General features: G+C 57.3%; 16 protein-coding genes. 15 read left to right on the forward strand and 1 reads right to left on the reverse strand.

What is annotated here, in order from left to right; translation table 11 throughout:
• Positions 1 to 141: 141 nt before the first annotated feature.
• The 12 genes from sdhC to AB3226_RS23260 all read left to right on the forward strand — a co-directional run bounded on the left by sdhC (position 142) and on the right by AB3226_RS23260 (position 14645).
• Positions 142 to 516: a succinate dehydrogenase, cytochrome b556 subunit gene (gene sdhC, locus AB3226_RS23205; protein WP_015096190.1), complete on the forward strand. Its 375-nt coding sequence runs from the start codon at positions 142 to 144 to the stop codon at positions 514 to 516.
• Complete coding sequence (gene sdhD / locus AB3226_RS23210; protein ID WP_045057756.1) at positions 510 to 878, forward strand: succinate dehydrogenase, hydrophobic membrane anchor protein; 369 nt, start codon at positions 510 to 512, stop codon at positions 876 to 878. The genes sdhC and sdhD overlap by 7 nt, the downstream gene beginning before the upstream one ends.
• A 3-nt stretch (positions 879 to 881) precedes the next feature.
• Entirely contained in the window at positions 882 to 2654 is a 1773-nt protein-coding gene (gene sdhA, locus AB3226_RS23215; RefSeq protein ID WP_367374778.1) for a succinate dehydrogenase flavoprotein subunit, read from the forward strand.
• 11 nt (positions 2655 to 2665) lie between these two features.
• On the forward strand, positions 2666 to 3370 hold the full coding sequence (locus tag AB3226_RS23220) for a succinate dehydrogenase iron-sulfur subunit (protein WP_007898989.1): 705 nt from the start codon (positions 2666 to 2668) through the stop codon (positions 3368 to 3370).
• 262 nt (positions 3371 to 3632) lie between these two features.
• Complete coding sequence (locus tag AB3226_RS23225; protein ID WP_367374779.1) at positions 3633 to 6464, forward strand: 2-oxoglutarate dehydrogenase E1 component; 2832 nt, start codon at positions 3633 to 3635, stop codon at positions 6462 to 6464.
• A 42-nt stretch (positions 6465 to 6506) separates the two neighbouring features.
• Complete coding sequence (gene odhB, locus AB3226_RS23230) at positions 6507 to 7724, forward strand: 2-oxoglutarate dehydrogenase complex dihydrolipoyllysine-residue succinyltransferase (RefSeq protein ID WP_367374780.1); 1218 nt, start codon at positions 6507 to 6509, stop codon at positions 7722 to 7724.
• A gap of 110 nt (positions 7725 to 7834) precedes the next feature.
• Positions 7835 to 9271: a dihydrolipoyl dehydrogenase gene (lpdA, locus tag AB3226_RS23235; RefSeq protein ID WP_007898983.1), complete on the forward strand. Its 1437-nt coding sequence runs from the start codon at positions 7835 to 7837 to the stop codon at positions 9269 to 9271.
• A gap of 179 nt (positions 9272 to 9450) precedes the next feature.
• Positions 9451 to 10617, forward strand: a complete 1167-nt coding sequence (gene sucC / locus AB3226_RS23240) for an ADP-forming succinate--CoA ligase subunit beta (RefSeq protein ID WP_007898980.1) — start codon at positions 9451 to 9453, stop codon at positions 10615 to 10617.
• Complete coding sequence (sucD, locus tag AB3226_RS23245) at positions 10617 to 11498, forward strand: succinate--CoA ligase subunit alpha (protein WP_007898976.1); 882 nt, start codon at positions 10617 to 10619, stop codon at positions 11496 to 11498. Before sucC ends, sucD begins: the two co-directional genes overlap by 1 nt.
• A gap of 421 nt (positions 11499 to 11919) precedes the next feature.
• Positions 11920 to 13233, forward strand: coding sequence for a branched-chain amino acid transport system II carrier protein (gene brnQ, locus AB3226_RS23250; RefSeq protein ID WP_367374781.1), 1314 nt, complete (start codon positions 11920 to 11922; stop codon positions 13231 to 13233).
• Between the two features lie 273 nt (positions 13234 to 13506).
• Positions 13507 to 14244 carry a DUF599 domain-containing protein gene (locus tag AB3226_RS23255; RefSeq protein ID WP_367374782.1) on the forward strand — a complete coding sequence of 246 codons (738 nt, stop codon included), beginning with the start codon at positions 13507 to 13509 and terminating at the stop codon, positions 14242 to 14244.
• Positions 14244 to 14645, forward strand: coding sequence for an MAPEG family protein (locus tag AB3226_RS23260; RefSeq protein WP_367374783.1), 402 nt, complete (start codon positions 14244 to 14246; stop codon positions 14643 to 14645). Before AB3226_RS23255 ends, AB3226_RS23260 begins: the two co-directional genes overlap by 1 nt.
• A 66-nt stretch (positions 14646 to 14711) precedes the next feature.
• Here AB3226_RS23260 and AB3226_RS23265 read toward each other — a convergent pair whose 3' ends face one another.
• The gene (locus AB3226_RS23265) at positions 14712 to 14981 is read right to left on the reverse strand and encodes a hypothetical protein (protein ID WP_367374784.1); all 270 of its coding nucleotides are present in this window, start codon (positions 14979 to 14981) and stop codon (positions 14712 to 14714) included.
• 157 nt (positions 14982 to 15138) lie between these two features.
• On the opposite strand from AB3226_RS23265, the gene AB3226_RS23270 reads away from it, so the two are divergent.
• The 3 genes from AB3226_RS23270 to htpG all read left to right on the forward strand — a co-directional run bounded on the left by AB3226_RS23270 (position 15139) and on the right by htpG (position 18050).
• On the forward strand, positions 15139 to 15615 hold the full coding sequence (locus AB3226_RS23270) for a PaaI family thioesterase (protein ID WP_367374785.1): 477 nt from the start codon (positions 15139 to 15141) through the stop codon (positions 15613 to 15615).
• Positions 15612 to 16064, forward strand: coding sequence for a PaaI family thioesterase (locus tag AB3226_RS23275; protein ID WP_367374786.1), 453 nt, complete (start codon positions 15612 to 15614; stop codon positions 16062 to 16064). The genes AB3226_RS23270 and AB3226_RS23275 overlap by 4 nt, the downstream gene beginning before the upstream one ends.
• Before the next feature lie 81 nt (positions 16065 to 16145).
• On the forward strand, positions 16146 to 18050 hold the full coding sequence (gene htpG, locus AB3226_RS23280; RefSeq protein ID WP_367374787.1) for a molecular chaperone HtpG: 1905 nt from the start codon (positions 16146 to 16148) through the stop codon (positions 18048 to 18050).
• Positions 18051 to 18164: the final 114 nt, after the last annotated feature.

Consider the following 18164-nt stretch of genomic DNA (forward strand, 5'->3'; position numbering starts at 1 on the left):
CTATACTCGGCCACCGACCGCCAGGGGCTTTTGGGCCTGCTTTATTGGGGGTCGCATCCCTGGGTGGTGCTTACCTGACCAGTGCACTCCCCAACAACTTTGCCCTGATTGTTAGGGGCTCTTCAGTGTGAAAAAAAAGCCGTGAAAAGCCAACGACCTGTAAACCTAGACCTAAGGACCATCAAACTCCCCATCACCGGCGTTACGTCGTTTCTTCACCGTGTTTCCGGCATCATCCTCTTCCTGGGCCTTGGCTTCATGCTTTATGCATTGGGCAAGTCTTTGGGTTCCGAGGAAGGTTTTGCCGAGGTGAAGGCATGCTTGACCAGTCCGCTGGCCAAGTTCGTAGCATGGGGCCTCCTGTCCGCTCTGCTGTATCACCTGGTAGCCGGTGTGCGCCATTTGATCATGGACATGGGCATCGGTGAGACGCTGGAAGGCGGCCGCCTGGGCTCGAAAATTATCATCGCCGTTTCGGTGGTGTTGATCGTTCTGGCAGGAGTTTGGATATGGTAACCAGCGTTACGAACCTTTCGCGTTCGGGCCTCTATGACTGGATGGCACAGCGTGTGTCTGCGGTTGTTCTCGCGGCTTATTTCATCTTCCTGATCGGATACCTCGCAGCGAATCCGGGCATTGGCTACGAGCAGTGGCATGGCCTGTTCGCCCACAACGGGATGCGTATCTTCAGTCTGCTGGCCCTTGTGGCCCTGGGCGCTCACGCCTGGGTCGGCATGTGGACCATCGCGACTGACTACCTGACGCCGATGGCGCTGGGCAAGTCCGCGACTGCAGTACGTTTCCTTTTCCAGGCAGTATGCGGCGTTGCGATGTTCGCTTACTTCGTCTGGGGTGTGCAGATTCTCTGGGGTATCTGAGTCATGGCTAACATTCCAACGATTTCTTTCGACGCCATCATTATTGGTGGTGGCGGTGCCGGCATGCGCGCAGCGCTGCAACTGGCACAAGGTGGTCACAAGACTGCCGTGATCACCAAGGTTTTCCCGACCCGTTCGCACACTGTATCCGCCCAGGGCGGCATCACCTGCGCAATCGCGTCTGCTGACCCGAACGATGACTGGCGCTGGCACATGTACGATACCGTCAAGGGTTCCGACTACATCGGTGACCAGGACGCTATCGAATACATGTGTCAGGAAGGTCCGGCTGCCGTTTACGAACTGGACCACATGGGTATGCCGTTCTCGCGTACCGAGCAAGGTCGTATCTACCAGCGTCCATTCGGCGGTCAGTCGAAGGATTACGGTAAAGGTGGCCAGGCTGCGCGTACTTGCGCTGCGTCCGACCGTACCGGTCACGCGCTGCTGCACACCCTTTATCAGGGCAACCTGAAAGCCGGTACCGTGTTCCTGAACGAGTACTACGCTGTCGATCTGGTGAAGAACGGCGAAGGCGAGTTCGTCGGCGTGATCGCCATCTGCATCGAAACCGGTGAAACCACCTATATCCGTGCCAAGGCCACCGTACTGGCCACCGGCGGTGCAGGTCGTATCTACGCTTCGACCACCAACGCCCTGATCAACACCGGTGACGGCGTTGGTATGGCGCTACGTGCCGGCGTACCGGTACAAGACATCGAAATGTGGCAGTTCCACCCGACCGGCATCGCCGGCGCCGGTGTACTGGTTACAGAAGGTTGCCGTGGTGAAGGTGGTTACCTGATCAACAAGCACGGCGAGCGTTTCATGGAGCGTTATGCTCCGAACGCCAAAGACCTTGCCGGTCGTGACGTTGTTGCCCGTTCGATGGTTAAAGAAATCATTGCCGGTAACGGTTGCGGTCCGAATGGCGACCACGTAATGCTCAAACTCGACCACTTGGGCGAGGAAGTGCTGCACAGCCGTCTGCCAGGCATCTGCGAACTGTCCAAGACTTTCGCACACGTTGACCCGGTTGTTGCTCCGGTTCCGGTTGTTCCGACCTGCCACTATATGATGGGCGGCGTTCCGACCAACATTCACGGTCAGGCAATCACCCAGAACGACGAAGGCGTCGACGAAATCATCCCAGGCTTGTTCGCAGTGGGTGAAGTGGCGTGCGTATCGGTTCACGGCGCCAACCGTCTGGGCGGCAACTCGCTGCTCGACTTGGTGGTATTCGGCCGCGCTGCCGGCCTGCACCTGGAAAAAGCGCTGACCGACGGTATCGAATACGATGACGCCACCGACGCCGACATCAATGCGGCCCTGGCACGTCTGTCCGCTCTGAACGAGCGTACCGAAGGTGAAGACGTGGCAACCCTGCGTCGCGAACTGCAAAACTGCATGCAGAACTACTTCGGTGTGTTCCGTACCGGCGAATACATGCAGAAGGGTATTGCTCAGTTGGCTGATCTGCGTGGCCGTATCGCCAACGTCAAGATCAACGACAAGAGCCAGGCGTTCAACACTGCGCGTATCGAAGCGCTGGAACTGCAGAACCTGCTGGAAGTGGCCGAAGCCACTGCCATCGCTGCAGAAGTGCGCAAAGAGTCCCGCGGTGCTCACGCCCGTGAAGACTTCGAAGACCGTGACGACGAAAACTGGCTGTGCCACACCCTGTACTTCCCGGGTGACAAGCGCGTTACCAAGCGTGCTGTGAACTTCTCGCCGAAGACTGTTCCGACTTTTGAACCTAAGATTCGGACTTATTAAGGGTGGCCTCCATGTTGCAAGTCAGTGTTTATCGTTACAACCCTGATCAGGACGCTGCGCCGTTCATGCAGGAATTCCAGGTTGATACCGGTGGTAAAGACCTGATGGTGCTGGATGTGCTGGCGCTGATCAAAGAGCAGGACGAAGGTTTCTCCTATCGTCGCTCTTGCCGTGAAGGTGTTTGCGGTTCCGACGGCATGAACATCAACGGCAAAAACGGTCTGGCATGCATCACGCCGCTGTCTGCCGTCGTAAAACGTAACAAGCTGATCGTTCGTCCGTTGCCAGGTTTGCCGGTTATCCGTGACCTGGTCGTCGATATGAGCATCTTCTACAAGCAATACGAAAAGGTTAAGCCATACCTGCAGAACGACACGCCGGCTCCGGCCATCGAGCGTCTGCAGTCTCCTGAAGAGCGTGAAAAGCTCGACGGTCTGTACGAGTGCATCCTGTGCGCTTGCTGCTCGACTTCGTGCCCGTCCTTCTGGTGGAACCCGGACAAGTTCCTGGGTCCGGCTGCTCTGCTGCAAGCCTATCGCTTCCTGGCAGACAGCCGCGACAACAAGACATCCGAGCGTCTGGCTTCGCTGGATGACCCGTTCAGCGTATTCCGCTGCCGGGGCATCATGAACTGCGTCAACGTTTGTCCGAAAGGCCTGAACCCGACTAAGGCCATCGGTCACATTCGTAACATGCTGCTGCAAAGCGGCGTGTGATTCAGCTGCTGTACCCGTAGGACCGCAATACCCGTAGATGCTACGGCGCAGGCTTCAACCGGCGCCGTAGTTTTAACCTGAGCAGCAGCTTATAAGGCTGCGGCTCTTATTTTGAAGAAATGAGACAAGCAGGGGCATCCGGGCTGGTACCCGGACTATCAGCGTGATCCTAAGTGGCTTGTTTTAGTCGCTGCATTCGGACTTCTGCAAGTTTTCTCGGTGTCGACGCCGGTGGTGTTCCCCTAACCGAGGGTGACCAAGCATGCAAGAAAGCGTGATGCAGCGCATGTGGAACAGCGCCTACCTATCCGGTAGTAACGCTGCCTATGTGGAAGAGCTCTACGAGCTCTACCTGCACGACCCTAACGCTGTGCCAGAAGAGTGGCGCACCTACTTCCAGAAGTTGCCTGCTGATGGCGACACTGTCACCGATGTTTCGCACTCCACAATTCGCGATCATTTCGTCTTGCTGGCAAAGAACCAGCGCCGCGCCCAACCGGTTTCCGCCGGAAGCGTGAGCAGTGAGCACGAGAAGAAGCAAGTTGAAGTGCTGCGATTGATCCAGGCCTACCGTATGCGTGGCCACCAGGCAGCCCAGCTTGACCCGCTGGGGCTGTGGCAGCGTCCTGCACCTGCAGACCTGTCAATCAATCATTACGGCTTGACCAATGCCGATCTTGATACGACCTTCCGTGCCGGCGACCTGTTCATCGGCAAAGAGGAGGCGAGCCTACGCGAAATTCACGAAGCGTTGCAGCAGACATATTGCCGCACCATCGGCGCTGAATTTACGCACATCACCGATTCCGAGCAGCGCCAGTGGTTCCAGCAGCGTCTGGAAAGCGTGCGCGGCCGTCCGACGTACTCCGCCGACATCAAGAGCCACCTGCTTGAGCGCGTCACCGCCGGCGAAGGTCTGGAAAAATACCTTGGGACCAAATACCCGGGTACCAAGCGTTTCGGTCTGGAAGGCGGCGAGAGCCTGATTCCGATGCTCGACGAGCTGATCCAGCGTTCCGGCTCCTACGGCACCAAGGAAATCGTGATCGGCATGGCCCACCGTGGTCGTCTCAACGTGCTGGTCAACACCTTCGGCAAGAACCCGCGCGAGCTGTTCGACGAGTTCGAGGGCAAGAAGAAGGTCGAGCTGGGGTCCGGTGACGTTAAATATCACCAGGGCTTCTCGTCCAACGTGATGACCACCGGCGGTGAAGTTCACCTGGCCATGGCGTTCAACCCGTCCCACCTGGAAATCGTTTCCCCGGTGGTCGAGGGTTCGGTTCGCGCCCGTCAGGATCGTCGTAACGACCCTACCGGCGAGAAGGTTCTGCCTATCTCCATCCACGGCGACGCGGCATTCGCCGGTCAGGGTGTGGTGATGGAAACCTTCCAGATGTCGCAGACCCGCGGTTTCAAGACCGGCGGCACCGTGCACATCGTGATCAACAACCAGGTCGGTTTCACCATCAGCAACCCGCTGGACTCGCGCTCCACCGAGTACGCGACCGACGTTGCGAAGATGATCCAGGCGCCGATCCTCCATGTAAATGGTGATGATCCGGAAGCCGTGTTGTTCGTGACCCAGTTGGCCATCGACTACCGCATGCAGTTCAAGCGTGACGTGGTGATCGACCTGGTCTGCTACCGTCGTCGCGGCCACAACGAGGCCGACGAGCCTAGCGGCACCCAGCCAATCATGTATCAGCAGATCACCAAACAGCGCACTACCCGTGAGCTGTATGCCGATCGTCTGACCCAGGGCGGTGTGCTGGATGCAGAGCGTGTTCAGGCGAAAGTCGACGAATACCGCAATGCGCTGGACAACGGTCTGCATGTTGTAAAAAGCCTGGTCAAAGAGCCGAACAAAGAGTTGTTCGTGGACTGGCGTCCGTATCTGGGCCACGCCTGGACCGCGCGTCACGACACTCGCTTCGATCTGAAAACCTTGCAGGAACTGTCCGCCAAGCTGCTGGAAATTCCGGAAGGCTTCGTGGTTCAGCGCCAGGTCTCGAAAATCTACGAAGACCGTCAGAAAATGCAAGCCGGCGGCCTGCCGATCAACTGGGGTTACGCCGAAACCATGGCGTACGCGACCCTGGCGTTCGAAGGTCACCCGATTCGCATGACGGGTCAGGACATCGGTCGCGGTACGTTCTCGCACCGTCACGCTGTCTTGCACAACCAGAAAGACGCGGGTACCTACGTCCCGCTGCAAAACCTGTACAAGGGCCAGCCACGTTTCGACCTGTACGATTCGTTCCTGTCCGAAGAAGCCGTGCTGGCGTTCGAATACGGTTACTCGACCACCACGCCTGAGGCGCTGGTGATCTGGGAAGCCCAGTTCGGCGACTTCGCCAACGGTGCCCAAGTGGTTATCGACCAGTTCATCACCAGTGGCGAGCACAAGTGGGGCCGTCTCTGCGGTCTGACCATGCTGCTGCCGCACGGTTATGAAGGTCAGGGTCCGGAGCACTCTTCGGCTCGTCTGGAGCGTTACCTGCAACTGTGCGCCGAGCACAATATTCAGGTAGCCGTGCCGACTACACCGGCTCAGATCTACCACTTGCTGCGTCGTCAGGTGATTCGCCCGCTGCGCAAGCCGTTGATCGTTCTGACTCCGAAGTCGCTGCTGCGTCATAAACTGGCCATCTCGACCCTGGAAGATCTGGCTGAAGGTTCGTTCCAGACCGTTATCCCGGAAATCGATGCCCTGGACCCGAAAAAGGTCGAGCGCGTTGTTCTGTGTAGCGGCAAGGTCTACTACGACCTGCTGGAAAAACGCCGTGCCGAAGGTCGTGATGACATCGCCATCGTGCGTATCGAGCAGCTGTACCCATTCCCTGAGGACGACTTGAACGAAGTCCTGGCTCCGTACACCAACCTCAAACATATCGTTTGGTGTCAGGAAGAGCCGATGAACCAGGGTGCCTGGTACTGCAGCCAACACCACATGCGCCGCATCGTTGGCAATCACGACAAGTCTCTCGTACTTGAGTACGCGGGCCGTGATGCTTCTGCTGCACCTGCTTGTGGTTATGCATCGATGCACGCTGAGCAGCAGGAACAACTGCTGCAAGACGCCTTTACTGTTTAACGCCTTCGCGCACCTGAAACCGAATTTAAGGACCCACAGATAATGGCTATCGAAATCAAAGCCCCCACTTTCCCGGAATCGGTTGCCGATGGCACCGTTGCCACCTGGCACAAAAAACCGGGCGACGCCGTCAAGCGTGACGAACTGATCGTCGACATCGAAACTGACAAAGTCGTACTGGAAGTGTTGGCCACCGCTGATGGCGTGCTGGGCGCTATCGTCAAGAACGAAGGCGACACCGTTCTGTCCGACGAAGTTCTGGGCTCCATCGGTGAGGGCGGTGCTGCTGCCGCTCCAGCCGCCGCTGCTGCACCTGCTGCCGCTGCCGCTGCTCCTGCCGAAGCGGGCGAAGATGATCCTGTTGCTGCACCGGCTGCTCGCAAGCTGGCTGAAGAAAACGGTATCAACATCGCTTCCGTTGCCGGCACTGGCAAAGGCGGTCGTGTGACCAAGGAAGACGTTGTTGCCGCTGTAGCTGCCAAGAAAGCCGCTCCGGCTGCCGCGCCTGCCAAGGCTGCTGCTCCTGCCGCTGCTGCTCCAGTGTTCGCTGCCGGCGATCGCATCGAGAAGCGCGTACCGATGACCCGCGTGCGGGCCACCGTTGCCAAGCGTCTGGTTGAAGCTCAATCGAACATGGCAATGCTGACCACTTTCAACGAAGTCGACATGACCGAAGTCATGGCCCTGCGTTCGAAGTACAAGGACCTGTTCGAGAAGTCCCACAACGGCGTGCGCCTGGGCTTCATGTCGTTCTTCGTCAAGGCTGCCACCGAAGCGCTGAAACGCTTCCCGGCTGTCAACGCGTCGATCGACGGTGCCGACATCGTTTACCACGGCTACGCTGACGTCGGTGTTGCTGTTTCCAGCGACCGCGGCCTGGTTGTACCGGTTCTGCGTAACGCCGAACTGATGAGCCTGGCTGAAATCGAAGGCGGCATCGCCACCTTCGGCAAGAAGGCTCGTGACGGCAAGCTGTCGATGGACGAAATGACCGGTGGTACGTTCACCATCACCAACGGTGGTACTTTCGGTTCGATGATGTCGACTCCGATCGTCAACCCGCCACAAGCGGCCATCCTGGGCATGCACAACATTCTGCAGCGTCCTATGGCGATCAACGGTCAAGTCGTTATCCGTCCGATGATGTACCTCGCTCTGTCCTACGATCACCGTTTGATCGACGGCAAAGAAGCTGTGACCTTCCTGGTTACCATCAAGAACCTGCTGGAAGACCCGGCTCGTTTGCTGCTGGATATCTGATTTCGTTGCACGGGCCGCTCAGCGATGGGCGGCCCTTCTGTAATGACCAGCTTCGTCCCACGACGGTCCCCAAAAGGGGCCGTCCGGTTTGATTCGAGAAGGAATGACACATGACTCAGAAATTCGACGTGGTAGTGATTGGCGCGGGCCCTGGCGGCTACGTGGCTGCCATTAAAGCAGCGCAACTGGGCCTCTCCACTGCCTGCATCGAGAAATACACCGACAAGGAAGGCAAACTGGCCCTCGGCGGTACTTGCCTGAACGTCGGCTGCATTCCATCCAAGGCGCTGCTGGACAGCTCCTGGAAGTTCCACGAAGCCCAAGACGGCTTCGCGATCCACGGTATCAACCACGCTGGCGTGACCATGGACGTGCCAGCAATGGTCGGCCGTAAAGCCAACATCGTCAAAGGCCTGACCTCCGGCGTTGCCACCCTGTTCAAGGCTAACGGCGTTACTTCGATCCAGGGCCACGGCAAACTGCTGGCTGGCAAGAAAGTCGAAGTCACCAAGCCTGACGGTTCGGTAGAAATCATTGAAGCCGAGAACGTGATTCTGGCTCCAGGTTCGCGTCCGATCGACATTCCACCGGCTCCGGTCGACCAGAATGTGATCGTTGATTCGACTGGCGCGCTGGAATTCCAATCGGTTCCAAAACGTCTGGGCGTGATTGGCGCTGGCGTGATCGGTCTGGAACTGGGTTCGGTCTGGTCCCGTCTGGGCGCAGAAGTTACCGTTCTCGAAGCGCTGGACACCTTCCTGATGGCCGCTGACGCTGCCGTTTCCAAGGAAGCGCTGAAAACCCTGACCAAACAAGGTCTGGACATCAAGCTGGGTGCTCGCGTTACCGGTTCCAAAGTGAACGGCGACGAAGTCGTTGTGAACTACACCGATGCCAACGGCGAACAGAACATCACTTTCGACAAGCTGATCGTAGCCGTTGGTCGCCGTCCGGTGACCACTGATCTGCTGGCTGCCGATTGCGGCGTGACCCTGGACGAGCGCGGTTTCGTGCACGTTGACGATCACTGCGCTACCACCGTACCGGGCGTTTACGCCATTGGTGACGTGGTTCGCGGCATGATGCTGGCACACAAAGCCTCGGAAGAGGGCATCATGGTCGTTGAGCGCATCAAGGGCCACAAAGCCCAGATGAACTATGACTTGATCCCGTCAGTTATTTATACTCACCCGGAAATCGCATGGGTCGGCAAAACCGAGCAGACCTTGAAGGCTGAAGGCGTTGAAGTTAACGTTGGCACCTTCCCGTTCGCAGCCAGTGGCCGTGCCATGGCAGCCAACGACACCGGCGGTTTCGTGAAAGTCATTGCTGATGCCAAGACTGACCGCGTATTGGGCGTCCATGTGATTGGCCCGAGCGCTGCAGAACTGGTTCAGCAGGGCGCGATCGGTATGGAATTCGGCACCAGCGCTGAAGACCTGGGCATGATGGTTTTCTCCCATCCGACCCTGTCTGAAGCCTTGCACGAAGCAGCTTTGGCTGTGAATGGCGGCGCCATCCACATCGCCAACCGCAAGAAGCGTTAAGACAATAAGAAACCACGGCGGTACGGCCCGTCGTGAGCCTTGCATGCAAGACTCACCGCGGAATGTCCGCTGGACGCAGTCTTGCGTAGATCAGCTACGCAAGCAGCAGTCACAGGTGGTGCGGCACTTCAACTAGTGCAGCACCGAATGCGCAGTACCTAACGAAGACGGTAATAAGCATGAATCTTCACGAGTATCAGGGTAAGCAGCTGTTCGCTGAGTACGGCCTGCCAGTTTCCACCGGCTACGCAGTAGACACCCCGGAAGCAGCAGCAGAAGCTTGCGACAAAATCGGCGGCACCGAGTGGGTTGTCAAAGCCCAGGTCCACGCTGGTGGTCGCGGTAAAGCGGGCGGCGTAAAGCTGGTTCGCAGCAAAGAAGACGCCAAAGCATTCGCTCAACAGTGGTTGGGCAAGCGTCTGGTGACTTACCAGACTGATGCCAATGGTCAGCCAGTCACCAAGATCCTGGTTGAATCGTGCACTGATATCGCTAAAGAGCTGTACCTGGGCGCTGTCGTTGACCGTTCGAGCCGTCGCATCGTGTTCATGGCTTCCACCGAAGGTGGCGTGGACATCGAGAAAATCGCTCACGACACCCCTGAGAAAATCCTCAAGGCCACTATCGATCCACTGGTTGGCGCTCAGCCATTCCAGGGTCGCGAGCTGGCATTCCAGCTGGGTCTGGAAGGCAAGCAAGTTGCTCAGTTCGCCAAGATCTTCGTAGGTCTGGCCAAGCTGTTCAAGGATCACGACCTGGCTCTGCTGGAAGTGAACCCGCTGGTGATCAAGGCTGACGGCGATCTGCATTGCCTCGACGCCAAGATCAACATCGACGCCAACGCCATGTACCGTCAGCCTAAGCTGAAGACTTTCCACGATCCGTCGCAAGACGATCCGCGCGAAGCGCATGCTGCCAAGTTCGAACTGAACTACGTAGCACTGGAAGGCAACATCGGTTGCATGGTCAACGGTGCTGGCCTGGCCATGGGTACCATGGACATCGTCAACCTGCATGGCGGCAAACCAGCCAACTTCCTCGACGTGGGCGGCGGTGCTACCAAAGAACGCGTTACCGAAGCGTTCAAGATCATCCTGTCCGACACTAACGTCGCTGCAGTATTGGTCAACATCTTCGGCGGCATCGTTCGTTGCGACATGATTGCCGAAGGTATCATCGGCGCTGTGAAAGAAGTCGGCGTGAAAATCCCGGTTGTTGTTCGCCTTGAAGGCAACAATGCTGAGCTGGGCGCTAAAGTACTGGCAGAAAGCGGTTTGAACATCATCGCTGCTACCAGCCTGACCGACGCTGCTCAACAAGTTGTTAAAGCTGCGGAGGGCAAATAATGAGCGTCCTGATCAATAAAGACACCAAAGTTATCTGCCAGGGTATTACCGGTTCGCAAGGTAGTTTCCACACCCAGCAAGCCATCGAGTACGGCACCAAGATGGTTGGTGGTGTAACTCCAGGCAAAGGCGGCACCGAGCACCTGGGTCTGCCAGTGTTCAACACCGTGAAAGACGCTGTAGCTGCCACTGGCGCCACCGCCAGCGTGATCTACGTTCCAGCTCCTTTCTGCAAAGACTCCATCCTGGAAGCAGCATTCGGCGGCATCAAGCTGATCGTTTGCATCACTGAAGGCATTCCTACCCTGGACATGCTGGATGCCAAGGTCAAGTGCGACGAGCTGGGCGTAGTCCTGATCGGTCCTAACTGCCCAGGCGTGATCACTCCAGGCGAATGCAAGATCGGCATCATGCCAGGTCACATTCACTTGCCAGGCAAGGTCGGTATCGTTTCCCGTTCCGGCACCCTGACCTACGAAGCTGTGAAGCAGACTACTGACGCCGGTTTCGGTCAGTCGACTTGCGTCGGCATCGGTGGTGACCCGATCCCGGGTTCGAACTTCATCGACATCCTGAAGCTGTTCCAGGAAGACCCGAAGACCGAAGCGATCGTAATGATCGGTGAGATCGGCGGTTCGGCTGAAGAAGAAGCGGCTGCCTACATCAAGGCAAACGTGACCAAGCCGGTTGTTTCCTACATCGCTGGTGTGACTGCCCCTGCGGGCAAGCGCATGGGCCATGCTGGCGCAATCATCTCTGGCGGCAAAGGCACTGCAGACGAGAAGTTTGCTGCCCTGGAAGACGCAGGCGTTAAAACCGTGCGTTCGCTGGCAGACATCGGCAAGGCTTTGTCCGAGCTGACCGGTTGGGCGATCAAGTAAGCCTCGCGCTTAGCTGACGCTTCACCAAACAAAGGCCACCTTCGGGTGGCCTTTGTCGTTTCCGGGTGATCGTTCCCACGCTCTGCGTGGGAACGCCGCCAGGGACGCTCCGCGTTCCGCCTTTGAATGTGACGCAGAGCGTCACGGGATGCATTCCCACGCAGAGCGTGGGAACGATCTGTGCCGAGGTAGGAAAATTAGATATGTAAACACGACATTATAATGTCGTGTATCGGATAGTTCGCCCCGTAACAGTGCGTTTGTCGTGCAAATTCGTTAGGCTAGCAGCCATTTTTGCGTCCGCGGCCCACAAGGCAGCGACGCGCTAAACGGGTCAGTCCTATACGGGCCGACAGCATTTCCCTCACCCATAAGGGAAATCCCTCTCTAAATTCCGATTCAGTAGTGTGGTATTTCCTTAATGAAAGTCTTGAAAGGCCAGGACATCCTGGCACTGGGTTTTATGACATTTGCCCTGTTCGTCGGGGCTGGCAACATCATCTTCCCACCTATCGTCGGTTTGCAGTCCGGGCCCAATGTCTGGATGGCGGCGCTGGGTTTTCTGATCACCGCGGTCGGTCTGCCGGTGATCACCGTTGTTGCCCTGGCCAAGGTCGGTGGTGCAATGGATGCCTTGAGCAGCCCGATCGGTAAAGTCGCCGGAGGCCTGCTGGCAGCCGCGTGCTACCTCGCTGTCGGCCCGTTGTTCGCGACGCCGCGCACTGCGACCGTGTCGTTTGAAGTGGGCCTGGCGCCGCTGACCGGCGAGAGCCCGCTGGCGCTGTTTCTCTATAGCTCGGTGTACTTCCTGCTGGTGTTTTTCATCTCGCTTTATCCGGGCCGTCTGCTGGACACCGTAGGACGTTTCCTTGCACCGCTGAAGATCATCGCTCTGGCCGTTCTCGGCATTGCCGCGTTCGCGTTGCCGGCCGGTGATATCGGCGTGGCCACTCCTGAATATGTCGCGGCACCGTTCTCCCAAGGCTTTATCAATGGTTACCTGACCATGGATACCCTGGGCGCGTTGGTATTCGGCATTGTCATCGTCAATGCGATCCGCTCCCGCGGCGTGGAATCGCCAGCGTTGATCACCCGTTACGCGATCATCGCCGGTCTGATTGCCGGTGTGGGCCTGGCGCTGGTTTACGTCAGTCTGTTCCGTCTTGGTTCGGGCAGCCATGAAGTGGCCGCCGGTGCTGCCAACGGCGCGGCGGTATTGCATGCGTACGTTCAGCACACGTTTGGTTCGTTGGGCAGCGGTTTCCTTGCGGTGCTGATCTCCCTGGCCTGCCTGGTGACAGCGGTCGGTCTGACGTGTGCCTGTGCCGAATACTTCAGCCGTGTACTGCCACTGTCCTACAAGACACTGGTGATCATTCTGGCTGCGTTCTCCCTGTTGGTGTCCAACCTGGGCCTCACCAAGCTGATTGCTTTCTCGATCCCGGTGCTGACTGCCATCTACCCGCCGTGCATCGCCTTGGTAGCCCTGAGCTTCTGCAAGGACTTCTGGCATGAGCAGGGGCGCATTGTCGGTCCGGTGATGCTGGTGTCGTTCATCTTCGGCCTGATCGACGCCCTCAAGGGCGCCGGTCTGGCCGACTGGATGCCGACTCAACTGACTCACCTGCCGCTGAGCGAGCAGGGTCTGGCGTGGCTGGTGCCGTCGTTCATGACCCTGGTGGTTGCCGTGGTTTGCGACCGTCTGCTGGGCAAGCGCGAAGAAGCGCTGGCTTAAGCTGCTTCATGGCCCGCCACAAGCGGGCCTTGAGTTGCTTCCTGCCAAAAAATAGAAATGCCCCGTATCAATCGATACGGGGCATTTTTTTATGGGCGAGATGCGGTGTCTTTTTCCTTGCGCTAACGTCGAAGCACTGCCAAATCTAATGTGCGGGCTTGCTCGCGAAGACGGCTTATCATTCAACATTGATGTCGACTGACCCATTGCCTTCTCGAGCAAGCCCGCTCCCACAGGGTTTCCGTTCCCCGCAAACACATCACAAGGACCTGCATGTCGTTCATCCACGCCAATCTGATCCACATCCTCGCCGCGCTCTGGTTTGTCGTCTGCTGGGGCGGTTATACCCGTTACGCCTCATGGAAGGGCCGCGACACCGCGTGCCTGGCCAGCGTGCTGCACCTGTATCGCGAAGACTGGATGCGCCGCATGCTGTTGCGCGACAACCGCATTGCCGATGCCAGCGTGATCGGTAACCTGGAGCGCAATGCCTCGTTCTTCGCCTCCAGTACGCTGATTATCCTGGCCGGTATTCTCACGGTGTTGGGGGCGTCCGACAGAGCCGTGTCGTTGCTGGCGGATATCCCGATGGTGCAACAGGCCTCCCAAGGCATGTCGGAGATCAAGTTGTTGTGCCTGGCGCTGGTGTTTGTCTATGCGTTCTTTACCTTCAGTTGGTGCATGCGTCAGTACAACTTTGCGGCGATTCTCGTGGGCTCGGCGCCGATGATCGGCGAGCGCCATGTGTCCGAGCAAGAGCGTAAAGCCTTTGCTTCCCGAGCCGCCCGTGTCATCTCCATGGCGGCCAACCAGTTCAACTTCGGTCTGCGTTCCTATTACTTCGGCATGACCATGCTGGCGTGGTTCGTCAGTCCCTGGTTGTTCATGTTGATGAGTGCCGGCGTCGTGTTTGTGTTGTATCGCCGAGAGTTTCACTCCGACGTTCTGGATGTGATGGTCTATACACCTACAGAGGCGCCATTGCCTGAAGCAAACAAGGAGGCTGCTTGATGAGTATTCCGTTCTGGTGTGTGTTTATCAGCGCATTGTTGATTTACGTGGCAAAGATTCCAGTGGCCAAGGCCATGAACGAGCAGGGGGGTTACAACAATCACCTGCCGCGTCAGCAACAGGCGCAACTGACGGGCTTCGGCGCCCGTGCATTGGCGGCTCACCAGAACAGTTTCGAGGCGTTCTTATTGTTTGCGATAGGAGTGTTGATGGCGCACACCACGCAGACGGCGGGATGGCTGATCGATACGCTGGCGCTCATCTTCGTGATCACGCGCATTATTTACTTGCTGTGCTATTGGGGAGATCTGGCCTGGCAGCGCAGTCTGGTGTGGTTTGTGGGTTTAGTGTGTTCGCTGTTGCTGATGATTAGTCCGACTTTTAGATCAATTTTGCTCTAATACTTATCGCCAATAAAAAGAAAACCCGCACTGGGCGGGTTTTCTTTTATCACACTAAAAACGTTTTTAGTTTTTAGGTGCTTCTGGCGCTGGCGCTGGCGCTGTAGCTGGAGCGGCTTCTTTTGCCGCTGCTGCGTTCGATTCGGCCTGAGCTTTGGCAGCTTCGGCGTTTTCTTTTGCAGCGTCGTTCACTTTATCCTGAGCTTCGCCCATTTTTTCCTGAGCTTGCTCGGCATGTTTGGTGGCATCTTGAGCTTTGTCCTCGGATTTTTTATCGCAGGCAGCGAGACCGAGGGAAGCGGTCAACATCAAGGCAATAGCTAAAGTCTTACGCATGGGGTGTTTCTCCTTATGGAAAATATCTACTGGCCTTTCGAGCACAGCGAATAGGGTTAAGTTCCTCAATTCATACAGATATATAAGTTTGTTTTGCTGCGGAACTTTTGCCTTCTAGCCCGCTACTTTGACCAGACACTAAGAAGAGTTTTATCAAATGGCCGAAAATCCCGTTTTTGAGCGTGCGACGCGATTCCTGTCGGCATTGCGGCATTGTCAGGTACTCGGAATGCGTGTTCACAGCGCCAGCAGCGAAGGATTGACGGTGATTTTGCCGTACAGCCCGCAGATCGTCGGTAATCCGCAAACCGGGGTGATTCATGGCGGTGCGCTGACCTCTCTGATGGACACCGCCTGCGGTATGGCCACCCTTTGCGTGCTGCCCGAGTTCGAAGTCTGTCCGACGCTCGACTTGCGCATCGACTACATGCACGCCGCCGAGCCGAACAAGGACGTGTACGGCTTCGCCCAATGCTACCGAGTGACCACCGACGTAATCTTCGCGCGCGGTTTTGCCTATCAGGACGACCCTGAACAACCCATCGCCCATGTGGTGGGCACCTTCATGCGCATGGGCAAGGGAATTAAAGGCACTAAAGGTTTTGGCGGCGCCATTGCTGGAGGTGCGAAATGACCGACACGTTCAAGGAGCAACTTCAACAGGCCCATGCGCAGGGGGACTACGCCTCGCTGCTGGACCTGATTCCCTACGCCGCACTGATCGGTGTCGAATGTTCGCGGGTAGGGGATGAACTGCTGTTTCGTCTGCCGGCCAACAAAGACAACATTGGTAATCCTTTATTGCCGGCGATTCATGGCGGGGTGATTGCCGGGTTCATGGAACTTTCGGCGGCACTGCACCTGCTTATCTTCACCGGCTCGCCCGGTGTGCCGAAGATTATCGACTTTTCCCTCGACTACCTGCGTGCGGGGCAGTTTCGCGATACCTGGGCCAGATGCCTGGTGTGCCGTCAGGGGCGCCGGGTGGCAAACGTGGCGATTACCGCCTGGCAAAGCACCGAAGCCGAGCCCATTGCCACGGCCCGCGCTCATTTCAAAATCGAAGAGCCCTTGAAATCCTGATCTCAGCCCCCAACTCTGAGGACAACCCGCCGCCGACCCTCAAGGTCGCGGCCACTGCCATCTGATTGGAGTTTGATGACCATGAGTGTGGAAACTCAAAAGGAAACCCTGGGCTTCCAGACCGAGGTGAAGCAACTGCTGCACCTCATGATCCATTCGCTGTATTCCAACAAGGAAATTTTCCTTCGCGAATTGATCTCGAACGCCTCTGACGCTGTCGATAAATTACGTTTTGAAGCGCTGGCCAAGCCTGAATTGCTGGAAGGCGGCGCTGAACTGAAAATCCGTGTGAGCTTCGACAAAGACGCTAAAACCGTCACCCTCGAAGACAACGGCATCGGCATGAGCCGTGAAGACGCGGTCACCCATCTGGGTACCATCGCCAAGTCCGGCACTGCCGATTTCATGAAACACCTGTCTGGCGATCAGAAAAAAGACTCGCACCTGATCGGTCAGTTCGGTGTCGGTTTTTACTCGGCTTTCATCGTCGCCGATAAAGTTGATGTGTTCAGCCGCCGTGCTGGCCTCGCTGCTAGCGAAGGTGTGCACTGGTCGTCCAAGGGCGAAGGCGAATTCGAAATTTCCACTGTCGAGAAAGCCGACCGTGGTACCCGCATCGTTCTGCACCTGAAGTCCGCTGAAGACGAATTCGCCGATGGCTGGCGTCTGCGCAACATCATCAAGAAGTACTCCGATCACATCGCCTTGCCGATCGAGTTGCCGAAAGAAGTGGCAGCCGTTGAAGGCGAAGACAAGCCTGCCGTTGAGTGGGAAACCGTCAACCGCGCCAGCGCCCTGTGGACTCGCCCTCGTGCTGAAGTAAAAGACGAGGAATACCAGGAGTTCTACAAGCACGTCGCTCACGATTTCGAAAACCCGCTGAGCTGGAGCCACAACAAGGTCGAAGGCAAGCTCGAGTACACCTCGCTGCTTTATGTGCCGACCCGTGCTCCGTTCGACCTGTACCAGCGTGAAGCGCCAAAAGGCCTGAAGCTGTACGTGCAGCGTGTGTTCGTCATGGATCAGGCCGAGTCGTTCCTGCCGCTGTACCTGCGCTTCATCAAAGGCGTGGTCGACTCCAACGACCTGTCGCTGAACGTGTCGCGGGAAATCCTGCAGAAAGACCCGATCATCGATTCCATGAAGTCGGCGCTGACCAAGCGCGTTCTGGACATGCTGGAAAAACTGGCGAAGAACGAGCCTGAGCAATACAAAGGCTTCTGGAAGAACTTCGGTCAGGTCATGAAAGAAGGCCCGGCAGAAGACTTCGCCAACAAAGAGAAAATTGCCGGCCTGCTGCGTTTCGCGTCCACTCAGGGCGATGACGGCGAGCAGGTTGTAGGTCTGGCCGACTACCTGGCTCGCGCCAAGGAAGGTCAGGACAAGATCTACTACCTGACTGGCGAAACCTACGCGCAAGTCAAAAACAGCCCGCACCTGGAAGTCTTCCGCAAGAAAGGCATCGAAGTGCTGCTGTTGACCGACCGCATCGACGAGTGGCTGATGAGCTACCTCAACGACTTCGACGGCAAGAGCTTTGTCGACGTGGCACGCGGTGACCTGGACCTCGGCAATCTGGATTCGGAAGAAGACAAGAAAGCCGCGGAAGAAGTCGCCAAGTCCAAAGAAGGCTTGGTTGAGCGTCTCAAGACCGCTTTGGGCGACTCCGTTGCTGAGGTGCGGGTCTCTCACCGTCTGACCGATTCCCCGGCGATTCTGGCCATCGGCGAGCAGGACCTGGGCCTGCAAATGCGTCAGATCCTGGAAGCCAGCGGTCAGAAGGTTCCGGATTCGAAGCCGATCTTCGAATTCAACCCGGCTCACCCGCTGATCGAGAAACTCGACAACGAGCAGAGCGACGAGCGCTTCGGCGACCTGTCGCACATTCTGTTCGATCAGGCGGCCCTGGCGGCCGGCGACAGCTTGAAAGACCCGGCGGCTTATGTGCGCCGTCTGAATAAGCTGTTGGTTGAACTGTCGGTTTAACCGCGTTGTAAAAAAACCCGCTTCGGCGGGTTTTTTTATGTTCAGGCGCTGGCTGGGGTCGGGTGCCTGACAGGGCCTCTTCGCGGGCAAGCCCGCTCCCACAGGGAATTGTGC

The organism is Pseudomonas lini (assembly GCF_964063345.1).
Classification (GTDB): domain Bacteria; phylum Pseudomonadota; class Gammaproteobacteria; order Pseudomonadales; family Pseudomonadaceae; genus Aquipseudomonas; species Aquipseudomonas lini_B.